We start from the raw sequence: 16,734 nt of genomic DNA, 5'->3' as shown, positions 1-16,734 counted from the left end.
TTAAAGGTATACAGGTTTAGGGTAAAAGATCAAGCAAAGTCGCAGTCTTTGTCGACAAAAATAGAACATTGATTTTACAAATCAGGTTGAAACAAATTGTATTAAGGGTTTGAATAGCAACATTGGTTTTAAGACAACAAAAATGTAATGACAACACAATCTTCAGGATGGAAATCCGCTTTTACTGCTTTTCTAGATCGCCGTGCGTTGATCATGCTGTTTTTGGGTTTCTCAGCAGGTATCCCAATCCTGTTAATTTTCTCTAGCTTATCATTATGGTTAGGTGAAGCAGGCATTGATAAAAGTGCTGTAACTTTTTTTAGTTGGGCAGCGTTGGGTTATTCCTTCAAATTTGTTTGGGCCCCTTTGGTAGATGAATTACCTGTACCAGTGCTGACCAAAGTATTGGGTCGCCGCCGTGCATGGTTATTGATCGCGCAACTCTTAATTATCTGCGCCATTTGTATCATGGCCTTTTCAGATCCGTCTCTTGGTCAGAGCTACCTTTACCAAATGGCTGCGGGTGCTGTGCTTTTAGGTTTTTCTGCCGCGACACAAGATATTGTGATTGATGCCTATCGTATTGAGTTGGCAGAAACGCAAATGCAAACGGTGTTGGCTTCAACTTATAATGCAGGCTACCGCATTGGCATGATCGTTGCGGGCGCGGGTGCGTTATTTTTGGCGGCTTATTTGGGTACAGCCAAAGGCAACTATATTTATGAGGCGTGGAAGTGGACCTATTTGGCGATGGCTGCGGTCATGTTGGTCGGAATTGCAACCACTTTATGCATACGTGAGCCACAAGTGGATCGGGTACGTAAAGAATATAAACGGGTCGATTATTACCGTTTGGTGGCGGTTTTCTTTGTGTCTGTGGTGAGTTTTGTACTGAGTTATATTTACTCTGGCAAGCTTACAGAAATGTTGATTCAGCTTTGGTCGATCAAAGATAGTTTTGCACTGTTTTGTTTTGAAGCTACACGTTTTATTGGCTCTGGTGCTGTGGCTTTCTTTGTGGGTTCAAGCCTAGTAAAAATGGGCGCTGTGAACAAACAAATGGCTTATGAAACATGGGTCAATCCTGTTGCTGACTTTTTCAAGCGTTATGGCGTGAAATTGGCGTTGGTATTGCTATTGTTGATTGGCTTTTATCGTATTTCCGACATCATTGCAGGTGTGATCTCGAATGTCTTTTATCAAGATTTAAATTTCACCAAAGAGCAGATTGCTGAAGCTGTAAAAGTGTATGGGGTGATTTTTAGTTTGGTTGGTGGCTTTTTAGGAGGACTACTGGCGCAGCGCATGAACATCATGAAATTGATGTTTGTCGGAGCAATCTTGGCCAGTTCGACCAATCTTATCTTTATTGGTTTGGTCAAATCAGGCCAGCCTTTAAATGATGTGGTGATTCATGTCGGTGAGCAAAGTTTCACAGCCCAAGCGGATGAGACAGGTGCATGGAAAATTAAGGTTCCTGTTAAGCAGCTTCAGGCAAATGAAAGTCTAACTGCAACCGCAAGTTTTCAAAATGATACGTCACAGCCTATTTCGGTCACATTGCCATATATCAGCCAAACAGCTGCATCTACGGCATTGCTGTTGCTTCCGATCACGGCTGATAATGTGATTAATCAACGAGAGGCTGAAGGAAGCATTGTGGTGCGAGGTCAATACCTTGCGACACTGGCTGAAAACCAGAGTATTCAATTGAACTTAGATGGTCAAAGCTTTGATGCAAAGTTAGACAAAGACGGTGTGTTTAGTGCAGCTATTCCTGCAAAACAGCTTCTTGATTCAAACTCTAAAAAGCTGAATGCCACATTGATGCAAAATAAGCGCGTACTGCAAGAGGCTACATTAAGCTACAACGTGGACACTGCTTCTGGGAACTCTTCGACTTTAGATGTTGATCTTCAACCAATCAACTTAAACAAAGCGGTTGATGGGCAGTTAGAAGTTAAAGGAAAGGTGATTAAAGAATATAGTTCAAAATGGCTCTATTTTGCGATTATTGTCGACAACTTGGCATCAGGTTTAGCAGGTGCTGCATTTATTGCATTCTTGTCAAGCTTAACCAGTGTGTCTTTTACTGCTGTTCAATATGCAATTTTTAGTTCCTTGATGACATTAACACCTAAAATTTTAGGTGGATACTCAGGGACGATTGTGTCGAATATTGGCTATCCAAATTTTTTCTTGATGACGACACTGATTGGCATACCTATTTTAATTTTGGTGGTTTGGGTGGCGAAACTTCTACGTGAGCATGCTGCTGAACAAAGTTAAAGCATCTATTTATATCGAAATGAGAAAGTAGTCATTGTGGCTACTTTTTTATGGCTGAGATTTGAAATATAGAGCAGCATTGCCTATATTGGTTGGCTGAAACAAAATCAAGAGGTAATTCCAATGCGCATGTTACATACCATGCTACGTGTAGGCAATTTAGAACAATCTTTGGCGTTCTATACTGAAGTGCTTGGTATGACTTTACTTCGTAAGCGAGATTATGAAGAAGGTCGTTTTACTTTGGCATTTGTGGGTTATGGCGATGAAGACAATCATACAGTTTTAGAGCTGACACATAACTGGGATACGGATAGTTATGAATTGGGCAATGCTTATGGTCATATTGCCATTGCAGTAGACGATGCTTATAAAGCTTGTGAGGAAATCAAAGCACGCGGTGGCAATGTCGTGCGTGAAGCAGGTCCAATGAAAGGTGGAGTTACGGTGATTGCATTTGTTGAAGATCCAGATGGTTATAAAATTGAACTCATTCAGCAAGATAACAATGCGCGTAATAATTAAGCGGTGGCTCGGCAATGAACAGAGAAAAATTTTCAGTATTAATTAAAAAAATATTGAACATATCCTGTAAATGCTAGCTTTATTTATATAGCTCAGTAAGATGAATTTACCCAAAGGTAAATGAGTCGCTGGGCTTTTTCATTTTTAGAGGAATGACAGGATGTTGGTATGTTGAAATTATTGGCATTTGATCGGTTTACGCTATTACTCTTTGTTATGGTGCTCTTAGCTAGCTTTGCTCCAATTTCTGGTCAGGCTGCAGGTGTATTTAGCGTACTTACGACGGTTGCGATTGCCATATTATTCTTTTTACATGGTGCTAAGTTATCCCGTGAAGCAGTGATTCAGGGTATGATGCACTGGAAACTGCATGCTTTGGTGTTTGCCTTTACCTTTATTCTTTTTCCTATTTTAGGTTTACTGGCAAAACCTGTATTGGTGCCATTACTTGGGCAAGAATTGTACTGGGGATTTTTGTTTATGTGCTTTTTGCCGTCGACAGTGCAGTCTTCTATTGCGTTTACTTCGGTTGCGCAAGGGAATGTGGCGGGGGCGGTTTGTAGTGCATCATTTTCAAATTTGATCGGGATGTTTATTACTCCTGTAATGGTGGCCTTTTTTATTTTAGGCAAGTCAGAACATGGTTTTGACCCAACATCCTCTATTCTTCAAATTACCTTATTGCTTTTGGTGCCTTTTGTGCTAGGCCAAATATTCAGACCTTATGTTTTCCCGTATATGCAAAAGATGCCGAGCATCGTTAAAGCATTTGATCAGGGCTCGATTTTAATGGTGGTGTATGGTGCTTTTAGTAGTGCTGTGGTGGCGGGTTTATGGCAAGAAGTCAGCCTGAGTACACTGCTGATTCTGATTGTCGTTTGTTCAGTGTTACTGACGATTGTTATGCTTTTGGGATTATTTCTGCCACGTTGGTTAGGCTTTAACCGTGCTGATCAGAAAACAATTTTTTTCTGCGGCTCTAAAAAGACCTTAGCTAGCGGTGTCCCAATGGCACAGATCCTCTTTATTGGCCAGCCTTTGGGGATGATCGTTCTACCGATTATGATTTTTCATCAAATTCAGCTGATGGTGTGTGGAATTATTGCTAATTATTGGGCGAAACAAAGTACGGATGAATAATAAAATTTACAAAAGCTAAGTTCTGAACTTAGCTTTTGTAAATGTCTAAACACAGTTGAACACTTTTTTATATTAAATGTATTAGAGAATAAAGTTATAAAGATAATAAAAAACATATATTTTTCTGTGGGTTATATTAATATCAGCCTTGAAAATGAAGACCTAAACATGAGAACAAATTGAGATATTGTTGAAAAAATACCATTAATGTCGTTGCAACCCATGTTAAATTTTTGTAGAGAAAATCAACCACAGATGAATGTTGGAACTGGAGCAAGCTTATTCAGCTGTGAAGCAGAAGCTGCTGAATACTGCAAAAGCAGGAAAAGATATCAAGTATAATGGCGTAAGCATCTTTCAAGAGACTGAAATGGATCAATCAATTGATCCTATGTTTAAATAAGAAATACAAAACATGTTGGGCGTGATGTCTTCATCCATACGAAAAGTAAATACTAAAAAATATTGTCCTTTTTTGATTGAACGACTCAATCATTTTGATGAAGCTGAATTTCAACGTATGCTAGAAAAATAATATATTAACTATATGAAAAGCGCAGCTCAGAAGAAAGCTCAAAGCCAACAATGATCTATTTATTAATAGATCTATTTCAGTTATAATATCGCCCACTTGTTGTGCTTAGCTCTGACGGTATCCGTCTCGGTGGGCCAAAAGAATGGTCTGTTATGGTGTTGATCTGCAACTTAATTTAATTAAGTGGGCCTTTCCTCAATTTTGAGAGTGATCAATTGCGATGACAGCAAAACCTTCTTTAACTTTTATGGAGTAATCGACGATGCGCGCCGATATTCACCCAAAATACGAAACTTTAGTTGCTACTTGTTCTTGCGGTAACGTAATCGAAACTCGTTCTGCACTTGGTAAAGAAACTGTTTACCTAGACGTATGTTCAGCTTGCCACCCATTCTACACTGGTAAGCAAAAGAACGTTGACACTGGCGGTCGTATCGACAAGTTCAAACAACGTTTTGCTGGCATGTCACGTTCTATCAAACGCGACTAAGAGCAAAAGAAAAAAACGGGCATTTGCCCGTTTTTTTATGTCTATACTTTTTGCTATAAAGTTATAGCTCCTAGAGTTCAACCATATAACAAAAAGACTCCATCTAGGAGTCTTAAAGTTTAGAGGTAGAGAACTTAGCTTTAAGCTTTACTGATCTTGCACGTCAATCAGATGATCCAGTTTTTTCTGGAAATAGTCGCCTTGAATAAAGCGGGCATCGACATTCCACGCATTAGCAAACGAAGTCATATCATTCAGATCACGCAACATAATTTGAATGTTTTTCAATTGATGATAGACCGCAACTTTTTCTTGTAATTCTTCTGTGTTGGCATCACTACTGAGCATACGAGTTAAGTTTTCATGCAGAGTCAAATTGTTTATATCCAGTTGGCGTAGGATAGATTCGCTATAAATGGTGTTGCCAAAGTCACGAATTGAGATTTCAGCGCCGTATTGACGAAGTTGAGCAATATACTTCTGCGCTTCAGCAAGATTTTGGCTGATGTCATCCTCTGAGAATTGTAAGATAATTGGATGACTGAGTTTGCTACGGACAATCGTAATGAGTTTGGCAATAAACTCAGGGAATGAGCGGTCATTAAAGAGGACAGCTTTGTTTAAGTTTACAATCAGTTTTGCCTCAGGATATTGAGTAATAAAATTATGTAACTGTTTGCATGACTCAACTAAAATCCAACGATCAAGTTTAATAGACAGTTCAGGGTCTTCACTTAACTCTTTAAGACAAGAAAGATCTTTCCATGTGTTGCCATAAATAAAACCACAAGTCACTTCGTAAGTGTATAAATTGGTATCCTCTTTATCATAGAGCTGTTGGTACTTGAGGTGAATTTCACCACGGTCCAATGCTACATGTAAGGCTTTAAGTATCGTTGGTTCGTTTGCTGTTTTTTCAGTTTCGAGAGTTTCATTAACCGTCGGATTGATGAACTCCATTACGGGCATACTGATACTTGTTTTTTGGTCAATTTCGCAATCGTCTTGATTGGTTGGCAAGGAAGTCGTAAATGCAGTACAGAGTAAGCTTTCAAATTGGTCTTGATTTGAAACTTCACCCTTTAACAAAGTGTATCCAATACGCAAATTCACAGGATAGCTACTCTGATCAACAGTAATCAGCTGTGGTTTAGTTAGTGCATTTAAGGCGATGAGCTTAGACTCAAGTTTGGCTTGGGACTCTGCTTGGAATAATCCCACAATCGTTTGTCCACCCGCTTTGAACAGGGGCACATGAGTCTGTTCGTTTAAAAAGCTGTAAATATTATTGAAATAATCGCGCGTGGTTGCCCAGTTGGCATTAAAAATTTCATCTGGACACGAGCTGAGAGCAAAGCTAACCAAAGCATTGTGATCTGAGGGTTGCTTGGTCAGACTGCGGTTAATTTGTTGATAAATATTTGGACTTATAGGCTGTTTTTCGTTCGGTGTTGTTGGGGTGGTGGCGATTTCAGATTCAACTTCAATTGTAAGTTGAAGGGCATCATCTTCAGGAGCTGCTAAGAACTCGATTTTTAATGGATTCTTAGATTGGGCTTTGCTATTAAGGGTATGTACTTCAAATGCACCTAGGTCAAATTGACCTTGCGAAATTTTCTTGAATCGCTGTTTAAAGTCATTTACATCTTGAGGTTGAATAATATCGAGCAAAGGTTGACCGATAATATCGTCCTCAGAGTTTAAGCCGAACAGTTGGAGATACTCTGCATTAGCTGAAACATGAATGCCTTCTTGAATTAATGCGACAGCTTTATTGCTTTCTTCGACCAAAGCTTGCGCCTGATTTTGTGCAGTTTCAAGCTCATTCATGAGTTGCTGTTGGCTTTGAGATAAACGACTTAATGCTAAGGCGCGTAATAAACCTAAATAAAAGGGATCAGCTTGGTTTAAGTCCAAAATGTCATAGACACCCTTACGAATAAAATTTGCGTATTGATTGTCTTGATAGTCATCTGGTTTGAGTAATATTAAAGGTAAATTCACTTGTTTAGAATTGTGAATTAGAGTCAAGGCTTGTTCGTATTTTAAGTCATATGCACGACCAAAAATGACCACATCCCAAGATAGGTGAAGTTGCTTTTCGAAATTTTGTAAATCATCGAGCAAAGTTGCTTGGACTTGATGATCACTAGAAGTTAAAAGGTCACGAATTTGGTTATAACGGATCTGATTATCATCAATAATGAGTAAACGTGTTTCCGTACGTTTTAACTTTTTAGACAATAATGGATTTCTCACTTCAATGCTTCCCATAAATCGTGATTTTTAATAGCATTCATTTGCTTTTGAATAAAACTTTGAACCAGAGGTTCTTGTTGATCGTTTAATAATTCATAGTCAAAACGAATAAAACTTTGTGTAATTAGATGAGCTTTGACTAAATAAATTTTAAGATCTTGATTGCCTAAGCGTAAATGTATGGTCTGCTTTTCACGGTACATATTAGAACCAGGAACGATTAAGCTAGTGTGGACTTCATCAAGCTGTGAGGTTTGAACTAATAGGGCGGGCTGATAGTTCTGGCTATGACGGTCTGTTTTAACCATGACCGCACAAGGGAAGAGGTCTTGTGCCAAGATTTCTAAACCGAGTTCTAAACTTTTTTCGCTTGATTGTTTAATCCAGCGAATTACACCGCCACGCCATTGGCTATGTGCATTTTCTTGAACCAAAATGAATTCACCTGTTTTGAGGTGTGCAGGTGTTGGGCCTGTCCAGCGTATACGATAACCATTGACGCTAATATCAAGTACTTCAGCTGGATAAATTTGTTTAGATTCTCGATCAATGACACGAACGGTACTCGTTTCAACAGGAATATTGCTATTCATCGAGTTGATCACGTGACTTTCATTCTGGAAATTATAATTTCCTTCGAGCTCTAAAGTTTCGTGAAAATTCTTACCTTTAGATAAATAGAAATGCGCTACAGATAATCCAAAACAAATTTGTAACTGAGCTGAATATTCGTAACGTTCATGTTTACGTTCAATATTATTGGTCAATAAATTATGAATATGGAAATGCAACGCAGGAGTAAGGAAAATCTTTTCATCCCGTGACAGTGGTTCAGCGCGTTTGGTTTGCATCTCTGTCAAATGATCAAGCAAAGCTTGCGTAGAAATAAAAATATTGGGTTGTATGTGACTATTCTTTTGAGAATTATAAGTTGGAGGATAGTCTTTCGACGCATCGACAATATAGCGAGATAAGGTCGTTTCTTTCGGCAGAATTTGCACGAGTTTTGCCCAATCAAAGCTACACAAAAATAAACCTTGAATTTCACCTGGGCGAATTTGGTGCGTATTAAAAATATCTAATAAAATCAATTGTGCATAAGCTTGGCTAATATTGCTAAGTTGATGCTGTGTTCCTTGAACCTGATTGATATTGGTCAAGTAGAAGTTATTTTGAATGGCTGAATCTAATAGTTGGTGTGCAGCGAGCCATTGTCCCGGAATAGGAGAGCTGTACAGTAAATGCTGTTGATATAACAACAAAGATAGTTGCTGTAACGCATAGTAGCTCGACACGGTGCGTGCAGTTTGCAGATTCTTTTTTTGATGAAATGCAAAAAGGGAAAATTTATTTTGAGTGATTTGCTGAGAAACACGTTTTGCAATGTCGATATACACTTTAGCAAAATGACTACGCATTAATAAGGCAAGCTCAATAATGTGGTCATTGCGATCTGTGGTAATTAAACCCTGATTAAAAAAGTGTTTTTCTAAGCTGGTCAGTACATTTTCTAAATTTGAATGAAGAACTTGAACTAAGTCAAAGCGAAGTGTTTCGCTGACTTGAAGTTCTGAAACTTCAAGGAGAGCTTGAAATAGAGAACGAGAAGAGTCGCCCAATTGCAAAATGGATAAATTCGCCAACCATTCTTGTAAGCCTTTGACTGTGCTTGGGCAGAAACTAAGCTTGTCCAACTTTAACTCAGTTGGCTTTTGGAAGATATCTGAAGTACTCGTCATCATCGTTATTATTTAACTCAAAAAGTTGAAACCCCGAAAAGTGGTGTCTTATTCTTTTCTCCCGCAATTTCCCTCACCAATTTGGGAACCAGATAGCCAGGTAGGTTCGCCAATAATGCTTGATAAAGAAAATCAATGTCCTGCGGGTTTAAATCAAAATGGTGCGCACCTTTTACTTTATCTAAAACATGTAAATAGTATGGCAAAACCCCTGCATCAAATAAACGGTAGCTCAAATCTGTCAAAATTTGAACATGATCATTGACCCCTTTCAATAAAACCGCCTGATTGAAAACGGTGATTTTTTCTGCGACTAATTGCTGTAATTGTCGGCAGGTCAAATCATCCAATTCCGATGCATGATTTGAGTGTACCACTAGAATAATGCGCAGCCTACTGTTTTTTAAGATGGAAATTAGCTCTTCATCGACACGGTTGGGGATTACGATAGGAACTCGTGAATGAATTCTCAAAAATTTAAGTTGAGGTAGACTTTCTAAACGCTCAATCCATACTTTTAATTTGCGATTTGACAGGGTTAACGGGTCTCCGCCACTCAAAATGACTTCATTAATGTCAGGTTGTGACCGAATGTAGTTTTGAATATTGATCCAATCTTCTAACTTTGGCAGGTTTTCTTGATAGGGAAAATGTCGACGGAAACAATAACGGCAATGAACAGCACAAGCTCCAGTTAAGGTCAATAAAAAGCGAGTTTTGTATTTGTGTAAAACACCGGGTTGTTGATTGGCTTCTTCTTCACCGAGTGGATCTGTCACAAAGTCAGGATGTTCTTCAAGTTCAAGGTGATGGGGCAATACTTGCAGCAGGAGTGGGTCAAGTGGATTGCCTTTTTGCATTCTGGCCACAAAAGCACGCGGAACACGGAGCTTAAATTGGGTCGAAGCGAGAAGGGCACCCGACAGCAGTTGCTCAGGAGAAAGCTCTAAAACGTGAAGTAATTCTAAAGGATCGGTAATTAAGTCACTGAGCTGAGATTGCCAATTTTGCTCTTGGTACAAATAATGTGTCATGCCAAATAAAGGGATCAAATGCTAGATAAAAGGAAGTTACGCTATCAAAAGTAATGATGCTGAAACGAGTTGTTGAGGTGTCTACAGCTCAAAAAAGATGTTTTCAAAACACATAAACAGACAAAACAGCGCTATTTTATCAAGATCTACGGCGTATAGGCAGTGGATTTTCATTGCTTCATAACGCCTTGCTCATTTACAATACGAAGCATCAAAAAAGATGCCCTATCTTAATAGCTAAGCGTTTCAGCGTTTTAGTGCTTAAGATTAAGACATAAATATTTAAGTTAGTTAGTTTGGAGTGCGCCAGTCATGGCCTATTATTCTACGAATGATTTCAAGTCAGGCCTTAAGGTTATGCTTGACGGTAACCCATGTTCTATCATGGAAAATGAATATGTAAAGCCGGGTAAAGGTCAAGCATTTAACCGTGTAAAACTACGTAATTTACGTTCTGGTAAAGTGTTAGAAAAAACATTTAAGTCTGGTGATTCTCTGGAAGCGGCTGACATCGTAGAAGTAGAAATGGAATACTTGTACAACGATGGTGAAATGTGGAACTTCATGGACCCTGTATCATTTGAACAGATCGCTGCTGATAAAACAGCAATGGGTGATGCTGCTAAATGGTTAAAAGACGATTCAAATGAAAAATGTACCATTATGTTGTTCAATGGCGTGCCATTAACGGTTAGCCCACCAAATTTTGTTGTTTTAAAAATTGTTGAAACTGATCCAGGTGTACGTGGTGATACGTCTGGTGGTGGTGGTAAACCAGCAAAATTGGAAACAGGTGCTGTAGTGCGTGTTCCATTATTTGTACAGCAAGAAGAAAGCGTTCGTGTAGATACGCGTACAGGCGATTATTTAGAACGTGCATAATGGTTTAAAAATAGACTATTATCGGAAGGGATGATGTGAATCATCCCTTTTTTTATGCCAAAGTCTTAGATCAAAACAAGGAGATGCAGAGTAAAGTCGCAAAGGAAAACAGCAGTACCTCGAATAATTAAATACGCTGATTGAATGCAACAAATATGAGGGATTGAAATGGAATCTGTTCAGCCGAAGTCGACCCTGACTTCAAAAATCATTTGGCTACTGGTAGCCATCGTCGGTGCAGTCTCTTTTGGGATCTTGGCACTAAGTCGTGGTGAGCATGTCAATGCCATCTGGCTCGTACTTGCTGCGGGCTGTATTTATAGCATCGCTTATCGCTTCTACAGTTTATTTATAGCAACTAAAGTTTTTGAACTGGATGAACGCCGTTTAACACCTGCACATCGTTTGAATGATGGTTTGGATTATGTTCCGACCAACAAGAGTGTATTGTTTGGACATCACTTTGCAGCGATTGCAGGTGCAGGACCATTGGTTGGCCCTATTTTAGCAGCACAAATGGGTTATTTGCCGGGTACCATCTGGTTACTTGTGGGTGTAGTACTCGCAGGTGCGGTTCAAGATTTTTTAGTCTTGTTTATCTCTACCCGTCGTGATGGGCGTTCACTCGGGGAAATGGCAAAACAAGAACTTGGAACCTTTGCCGGCATTGTGGTTATGCTTGGTGCATTGGGGGTCATGATTATTATCCTAGCGGTCTTGGCGCTTGTGGTGGTCAAGGCGCTTGCACACAGTCCATGGGGCGTATTTAGTATTGCAGCCACGATTCCAATTGCGCTCTTTATGGGAATCTATATGCGTTTTATCCGTCCGGGTAAGATTGCAGAAGTGTCTGTGATTGGTTTCGTGTTGATGATGCTGGGCATTGTCTATGGTGGAGATATTGCACAACATCCATATTGGGGTGAATTCTTTACCTTATCGGGCACTCAATTGACGTGGGCATTGATTATTTATGGTTTCGTGGCTTCAGCATTGCCTGTTTGGCTGTTGCTTGCACCACGTGATTATCTATCAACCTTCTTAAAAATTGGTGTGATTGCAGGCTTAGCGGTTGGTATTATTTTTGCCATGCCGGAGATGAAACTTCCTGCGATTACTAAATTTATTGATGGTACAGGTCCTGTGTTTGCAGGTTCGTTGTTCCCATTCTTATTTATTACCATTGCCTGTGGTGCAATTTCAGGTTTCCATGCTCTAGTATCATCAGGAACGACTCCTAAACTGGTCAATAATGAGCGCGATATTCGTATGATCGGATATGGCGGTATGCTTATGGAGTCTTTTGTTGCAATCATGGCCTTGATCTGTGCTGCAGTATTAGAACCAGGTGTATATTTTGCAATTAACTCACCAGCAGCATTGATTGGAACAAGTGCTGATACTGCCGCTGAAGCAATACGAAATCTTGGTTTTGTGGTTACTCCAGAAGCTTTAACTTTGCTGGCACAGGAAGTGGGTGAAAGTACGATTCTGTCGCGTACAGGTGGAGCACCAACTTTTGCCATTGGTATGGCACATATCATCACAGAGATTTTCAATAGTCGTGAAATGATGGCATTTTGGTATCACTTCGCTATTTTGTTTGAAGCACTGTTCATCTTAACAGCGGTTGATGCGGGTACGCGTGCTTGCCGTTTCATGGTGCAAGATACTGTAGGTATTGTGGTTCCTGCGGTGAAAAACTCACATAACTTCTTTGGAAACTTGTTGGGTACAGCGGTTGCTGTGTCAGGTTGGGGTTTCTTCGTTTATCAAGGTGTGGTGGATCCACTCGGTGGTATCAATAGCTTATGGCCACTGTTTGGTGTGGGTAACCAAATGCTTGCTGCTATGGCGCTAATGTTAGGTACTGTAATCCTCTTTAAAATGAAGAAAGAAAAATATGTTTGGGTCACGATTGTTCCAACAATTTTCTTATTTGTGACCTGTATGACTGCGGGCTGGCAAAAGATTTTCCATGAAAATCCAAAAATTGGCTTCTTAGCGCAGGCTGAACGTTTTAACAAAGCGATTGCAAATAATGAAATTTTAGCACCAGCAAAAACAGTAGCTGAAATGCAAACAGTTGCATTATCGAATCAGATCAATGCGGCACTGTGTGGATTCTTTATGATTGTGGCGATTGTGATGTTGTTTGCTGCAATTAAGGTCATTCGCCGTGCGCTTGCAAGCCCTGTCCCAACAGTGCACGAAGCTGAGGCGATTTATCGTGATCCTGAAGACATTCAACCTTCAAAATCTGGACATTAGAAGGGGAATTTAGATGAATCTAAAGTTTGCCAAAAGTGGAAAGACGATGATTTATAAAATCATCAAAATGACCGTAATGTCGCAGAAAGATTTAATTCTCAATCCTAAAAATTGGTCTCGAATTGCGACGCTGTGGCAACGGTTGCAACAAAGTTTCCGTTTGATGGTGGGAGTGCCAGACTATCCCAACTATTTGGAACATATGAAAAAACATCATCCAGATTTAGAGCCGATGGATGCTAAAACATTTTATCGCCATTGTGTGGATGCACGTTATCCGTCTGCAAGTAACGGTATGAAAAAGTGCCCTTGTTGATTGAGTCCGTGACTTAAAAAACGACACTTAGGTGTCGTTTTTTATTGCAAACCAGATGTAATAAGCAAAGCGTCAAGCTGGATTGGGTTATATTATTTGAATTCGATAGCTGGATGGGCTGAGGTATCATCCTACATAGCACATTCACTACAAAGGTGAAGATGTCGTATATCTGACAGCTTTGTAGGGAGAGAGGTTTTAAAGTTGTCTGAATATTCGGAAGAGGGCAATTTAGTGAAAATATTTATTTATGGTGCTGGAAGTATTGGGTGTTATTTAGGTGGAAGATTGGTTGCTGCTGGGAGTGATGTCACCTTTATTAGCCGCCCACGGATTTATCAAGAACTGTCTCAGTTTGGGTTGGAGCTCACTGATTATTTAGGCAATAATATCAAACTTGCGCCCCATCAACTCAAACTGACGACTGATCCTACTCAGGTTGTGGATGCAGACGTGATTTTTATTTGTGTCAAATCGGCTGCAACAGAACAAGTTGCATCTGAACTCAAAGAATATTTAGGGTCTAAAACTCCACTGATCATCAGTTTTCAAAATGGTGTGAGTAATGTCCCTATTTTAAAAAGCATTTTACAACAACATTTGGTTTTAGAGGGAATGGTTCCTTTTAATGTCGCAAGTCAAGGAGCAGGACATTATCATCAAGGCACATCGGGTGCATTAAGCGTTAAGCAATTTCCTCATCAACATCTATTGGAAAAGCTATTTCAAAAATCGAGTTTGGATATTGTTTTTGAAAAAGACATGCTTGCTGTGCAATGGGCCAAGCTTTTACTTAATTTAAATAATTCAATCAATGCCTTGTCAAAAAAACCACTAAAAGAACAACTGTCGATCCGCGGATATCGCCAATGTTTGGCTATGGTGCAACAAGAAGCCTTGGCGCTTCTCAGTGAAGCACAGATTAAACCTGCAAAGTTAACCGCAGTTCCTACACATCTCATTCCTAAGATTTTGAGTTTGCCCAATCCTATATTTAAATTATTAAGTCGAAAGATGTTAGAAATTGATCCATTGGCTCGCTCATCCATGCAAGATGATTTACTAGCAGGTCGGCTTACAGAGATTGATTGGATTAATGGTGAGGTTTTAAAACTCGCAGAGCAATTTGGTCAACAAGCTCCGATCAATGCAAGATTAATAGAACTGGTTAAACTCGCTGAGAAATCTCCTCAATCATTTTCAATAAGTGCGAGCGATTTGAAAGATCAGTTGAACGCTGCTGCTAGAGAGTAGATCTAATAACAATATCTCACCTATTAACGCAAATATTGAATATTTATAAAGTTCATCTTTGAGTATGGTTTAAAAACCTGTATGTTAAACCTTGGTTTATATTTTGATTGGGGGCATACAACGTGCTTTGGGGAACAGAAAAGAAGATTACGCCTACGCAAGTAGATAAACTGGATCAGTCGAAAATCAATGCGTTTTATCCCAAAATTCAAGAATTCCTCAAGCAAGTGAATCAAATTGTTCTTGATAAAAACCAACAAACCAAGCTGGCTTTATCTAGCCTTTTGGCTGGTGGACATATTTTATTTGAGGATTTGCCTGGTTTAGGAAAAACGACATTGGCCAGTAGCTTGGCACATTTGGCAGGTCTTCAATTCAAACGTATTCAATTTACCAATGACATGCTGGCGAGTGATGTGATTGGGGTGAATATGTTTAACCAAAAAGAACATGTGTTTGAGTTTAAACAAGGTCCAATTTTTACCCAAATTTTACTGGCAGATGAAATCAACCGCTGTAGCCCAAAAACGCAAAGTGCGCTTCTAGAGGCAATGGAAGAAGGTGTAGTGACGATTGATGCAAGTCGTTATGTGCTACCACAGCCATTTTGGGTGATTGCAACACAAAATCCTCTTTTTCAAAGTGGAACCTATGCGCTGCCAGAGTCACAACTTGATCGTTTCCTCATGCGGTTATCTTTGGGCTATCCATCACGTCAGGCAGAAAAAGCGTTATTACAACAACAGTCCCGTCATGATTTGATCCAACAATTGATGACGGTATTTTCAGAGCAAGATATCCTTACCTTACAAGTTATGGTGCCGCAGATCTATTTGTCTGAAGAAATATTGGACTATATTTTAGATTTAGCGACTGAGACCCGTAAAGGTCGACATGGTTTATCTACCCGTGGCGTACTGGCTTTAAAAAAAGCAGCGCAAGCTTATGCATTGATAGAATCACGCTCATTTGTAACCCCAGATGATGTACAGGCTGTGTTTGTCGCAGTGACTGCACATCGTATTGGGCTGGGTGAAGCTGAAACTGAGCAACTTCTGAAGCAAGTCAAAGTTTACTGATAGGATAAGAAGCAGACGCATGCTGTGGCAAAACTGGATCACGAAACGCTTTCAATTTAAGGCTGAAAAACAACTGACCCAAAAAGATGTATTGGTGTTTATTTATCAGCAAGGATATTTGTATTTGGTTTTGATTTTCATCACCTTTATTGCAGGGGTGAATTATGCCAATAACTTAATTTTAGCGTTTTGTTTCTTAATCAGCGCTGTGCTGTGTATGAGTTTTTATTTAACTTTTAAGCAGTTGCATGGTCTTAGTATTGATCTGGTTTTACCTGAAATAGGGCAGGTTGAGAGTGCATTGCAATTACAAATGCATTTCAAACAACATCATTCACAGCCTCGATACCTCTGGATTGCTTATGCAGATCATATAGAACAGTTGTTTATTCAAGATATCCATAAGGTGGTCGATTTAAATTTTTTTCCAAAAGATCGCGGGCAGTTTGGTTTCCCTCAAATCAAAATTTACTCAACATATCCGTTTGGCCTCGTTCGTGCATGGAGTTATTTTTTTATCCAAGCACCTGTGTGGATAGCACCTCAAGCTAAGTCTTTGGCGGCTGAAAACAAACAACAGCAACACAGTTTTGAACCTGATATGGATGAATTCCGCGAATTGCGAAATTTTAAAGAAGGTGACTCTCTACAGGCCGTTTCATGGAAACAAGTGGCGCAAGGACAAGGTTTATTCATTAAAGTCTTTGAACAACATCAGGATCAGCACAGTTTAGAAATCCACTATGCACATATGCCGAGCCCTTCGCATGAAGAAAAGTTAAGTTTGATGATGGGCTTGGTTGAACAATGTGAGCAGTTGCAGTACGCCTATGCCCTGTATTTACCACATGCTGAGCTAGCCAAAGGCATAGGTCGAGAACAATATTTTCAAGCTAAATTACTTTTGGCACAGGCATAGGA

14 protein-coding genes are annotated in these 16,734 nt (G+C 39.6%); 11 read left to right on the top strand and 3 right to left on the bottom strand.

Translation table 11 applies throughout. The features are described 5' to 3' along the window. Positions 1-147 precede the first annotated feature (147 nt). From GBI16_RS06990 to rpmE, 5 genes are all read left to right on the top strand, one after another. Positions 148-2,289 (top strand): AmpG family muropeptide MFS transporter, encoded by a 2,142-nt coding sequence (locus tag GBI16_RS06990; RefSeq protein ID WP_086209573.1) that lies wholly within the window; start codon positions 148-150, stop codon positions 2,287-2,289. 123 nt (positions 2,290-2,412) lie between these two features. Then, a complete protein-coding gene (gene gloA, locus GBI16_RS06985) occupies positions 2,413-2,814 on the top strand; it encodes a lactoylglutathione lyase (RefSeq protein WP_086209572.1) in 402 nt (133 codons plus the stop codon). Positions 2,815-2,982: 168 nt separating this feature from the next. Further along, positions 2,983-3,954: a bile acid:sodium symporter family protein gene (locus GBI16_RS06980; protein WP_086209571.1), complete on the top strand. Its 972-nt coding sequence runs from the start codon at positions 2,983-2,985 to the stop codon at positions 3,952-3,954. A 259-nt stretch (positions 3,955-4,213) separates the two neighbouring features. Beyond that, complete coding sequence (locus GBI16_RS18650; protein WP_171494539.1) at positions 4,214-4,357, top strand: hypothetical protein; 144 nt, start codon at positions 4,214-4,216, stop codon at positions 4,355-4,357. A 394-nt stretch (positions 4,358-4,751) separates the two neighbouring features. After that, a complete protein-coding gene (rpmE, locus tag GBI16_RS06975) occupies positions 4,752-4,979 on the top strand; it encodes a 50S ribosomal protein L31 (protein ID WP_086209570.1) in 228 nt (75 codons plus the stop codon). Between the two features lie 147 nt (positions 4,980-5,126). Here the strand turns inward: rpmE and GBI16_RS06970 are convergent, their stop codons facing one another. Genes GBI16_RS06970 through epmB form a run of 3 tightly spaced genes read right to left on the bottom strand, consistent with a single transcriptional unit; the run spans position 5,127 to position 10,011 of the window. After that, entirely contained in the window at positions 5,127-7,253 is a 2,127-nt protein-coding gene (locus GBI16_RS06970; protein ID WP_086209569.1) for an EAL domain-containing protein, read from the bottom strand. After that, entirely contained in the window at positions 7,235-8,980 is a 1,746-nt protein-coding gene (locus tag GBI16_RS06965) for a GTPase (RefSeq protein WP_086209568.1), read from the bottom strand. The genes GBI16_RS06970 and GBI16_RS06965 overlap by 19 nt, the downstream gene beginning before the upstream one ends. Before the next feature lie 14 nt (positions 8,981-8,994). After that, complete coding sequence (gene epmB, locus GBI16_RS06960; RefSeq protein ID WP_086209567.1) at positions 8,995-10,011, bottom strand: EF-P beta-lysylation protein EpmB; 1,017 nt, start codon at positions 10,009-10,011, stop codon at positions 8,995-8,997. Positions 10,012-10,323: 312 nt separating this feature from the next. On the opposite strand from epmB, the gene efp reads away from it, so the two are divergent. The 6 genes from efp (at position 10,324) to GBI16_RS06930 (ending at position 16,732) form a co-directional block, all read left to right on the top strand. After that, the gene (gene efp / locus GBI16_RS06955) at positions 10,324-10,893 is read left to right on the top strand and encodes an elongation factor P (RefSeq protein ID WP_086209566.1); all 570 of its coding nucleotides are present in this window, start codon (positions 10,324-10,326) and stop codon (positions 10,891-10,893) included. Positions 10,894-11,061: 168 nt separating this feature from the next. Next, complete coding sequence (locus tag GBI16_RS06950) at positions 11,062-13,164, top strand: carbon starvation CstA family protein (protein WP_151706799.1); 2,103 nt, start codon at positions 11,062-11,064, stop codon at positions 13,162-13,164. 13 nt (positions 13,165-13,177) lie between these two features. Continuing rightward, the gene (locus tag GBI16_RS06945) at positions 13,178-13,480 is read left to right on the top strand and encodes a YbdD/YjiX family protein (protein ID WP_086209564.1); all 303 of its coding nucleotides are present in this window, start codon (positions 13,178-13,180) and stop codon (positions 13,478-13,480) included. A gap of 234 nt (positions 13,481-13,714) precedes the next feature. After that, a complete protein-coding gene (locus tag GBI16_RS06940) occupies positions 13,715-14,734 on the top strand; it encodes a 2-dehydropantoate 2-reductase (RefSeq protein WP_086209609.1) in 1,020 nt (339 codons plus the stop codon). Between the two features lie 122 nt (positions 14,735-14,856). After that, positions 14,857-15,813, top strand: coding sequence for a MoxR family ATPase (locus GBI16_RS06935; protein ID WP_119063619.1), 957 nt, complete (start codon positions 14,857-14,859; stop codon positions 15,811-15,813). Between the two features lie 19 nt (positions 15,814-15,832). Then, the gene (locus GBI16_RS06930) at positions 15,833-16,732 is read left to right on the top strand and encodes a DUF58 domain-containing protein (protein ID WP_086209563.1); all 900 of its coding nucleotides are present in this window, start codon (positions 15,833-15,835) and stop codon (positions 16,730-16,732) included. Positions 16,733-16,734: the final 2 nt, after the last annotated feature.

Source organism: Acinetobacter sp. TUM15064, from assembly GCF_008980265.1.
Lineage (GTDB): Bacteria > Pseudomonadota > Gammaproteobacteria > Pseudomonadales > Moraxellaceae > Acinetobacter.
This window is presented reverse-complemented; position numbering and strand designations above follow the sequence as displayed.

Bases quoted from the DNA above. Each gene is read 5' to 3' on its own strand.
- GBI16_RS18650 (WP_171494539.1), top strand. From the start codon at position 4,214: ATGTTGGAACTGGAGCAAGCTTATTCAGCTGTGAAGCAGAAGCTGCTG.
- GBI16_RS06965 (WP_086209568.1), bottom strand. From the start codon at position 8,980: ATGATGACGAGTACTTCAGATATCTTCCAAAAGCCAACTGAGTTAAAG.
- epmB (WP_086209567.1), bottom strand. From the start codon at position 10,011: ATGACACATTATTTGTACCAAGAGCAAAATTGGCAATCTCAGCTCAGT.
- GBI16_RS06930 (WP_086209563.1), top strand. From the start codon at position 15,833: ATGCTGTGGCAAAACTGGATCACGAAACGCTTTCAATTTAAGGCTGAA.
- GBI16_RS06950 (WP_151706799.1), top strand. From the start codon at position 11,062: ATGGAATCTGTTCAGCCGAAGTCGACCCTGACTTCAAAAATCATTTGG.
- GBI16_RS06980 (WP_086209571.1), top strand. From the start codon at position 2,983: ATGTTGAAATTATTGGCATTTGATCGGTTTACGCTATTACTCTTTGTT.
- rpmE (WP_086209570.1), top strand. From the start codon at position 4,752: ATGCGCGCCGATATTCACCCAAAATACGAAACTTTAGTTGCTACTTGT.
- GBI16_RS06945 (WP_086209564.1), top strand. From the start codon at position 13,178: ATGAATCTAAAGTTTGCCAAAAGTGGAAAGACGATGATTTATAAAATC.
- GBI16_RS06970 (WP_086209569.1), bottom strand. From the start codon at position 7,253: ATGGGAAGCATTGAAGTGAGAAATCCATTATTGTCTAAAAAGTTAAAA.
- efp (WP_086209566.1), top strand. From the start codon at position 10,324: ATGGCCTATTATTCTACGAATGATTTCAAGTCAGGCCTTAAGGTTATG.
- gloA (WP_086209572.1), top strand. From the start codon at position 2,413: ATGCGCATGTTACATACCATGCTACGTGTAGGCAATTTAGAACAATCT.
- GBI16_RS06990 (WP_086209573.1), top strand. From the start codon at position 148: ATGACAACACAATCTTCAGGATGGAAATCCGCTTTTACTGCTTTTCTA.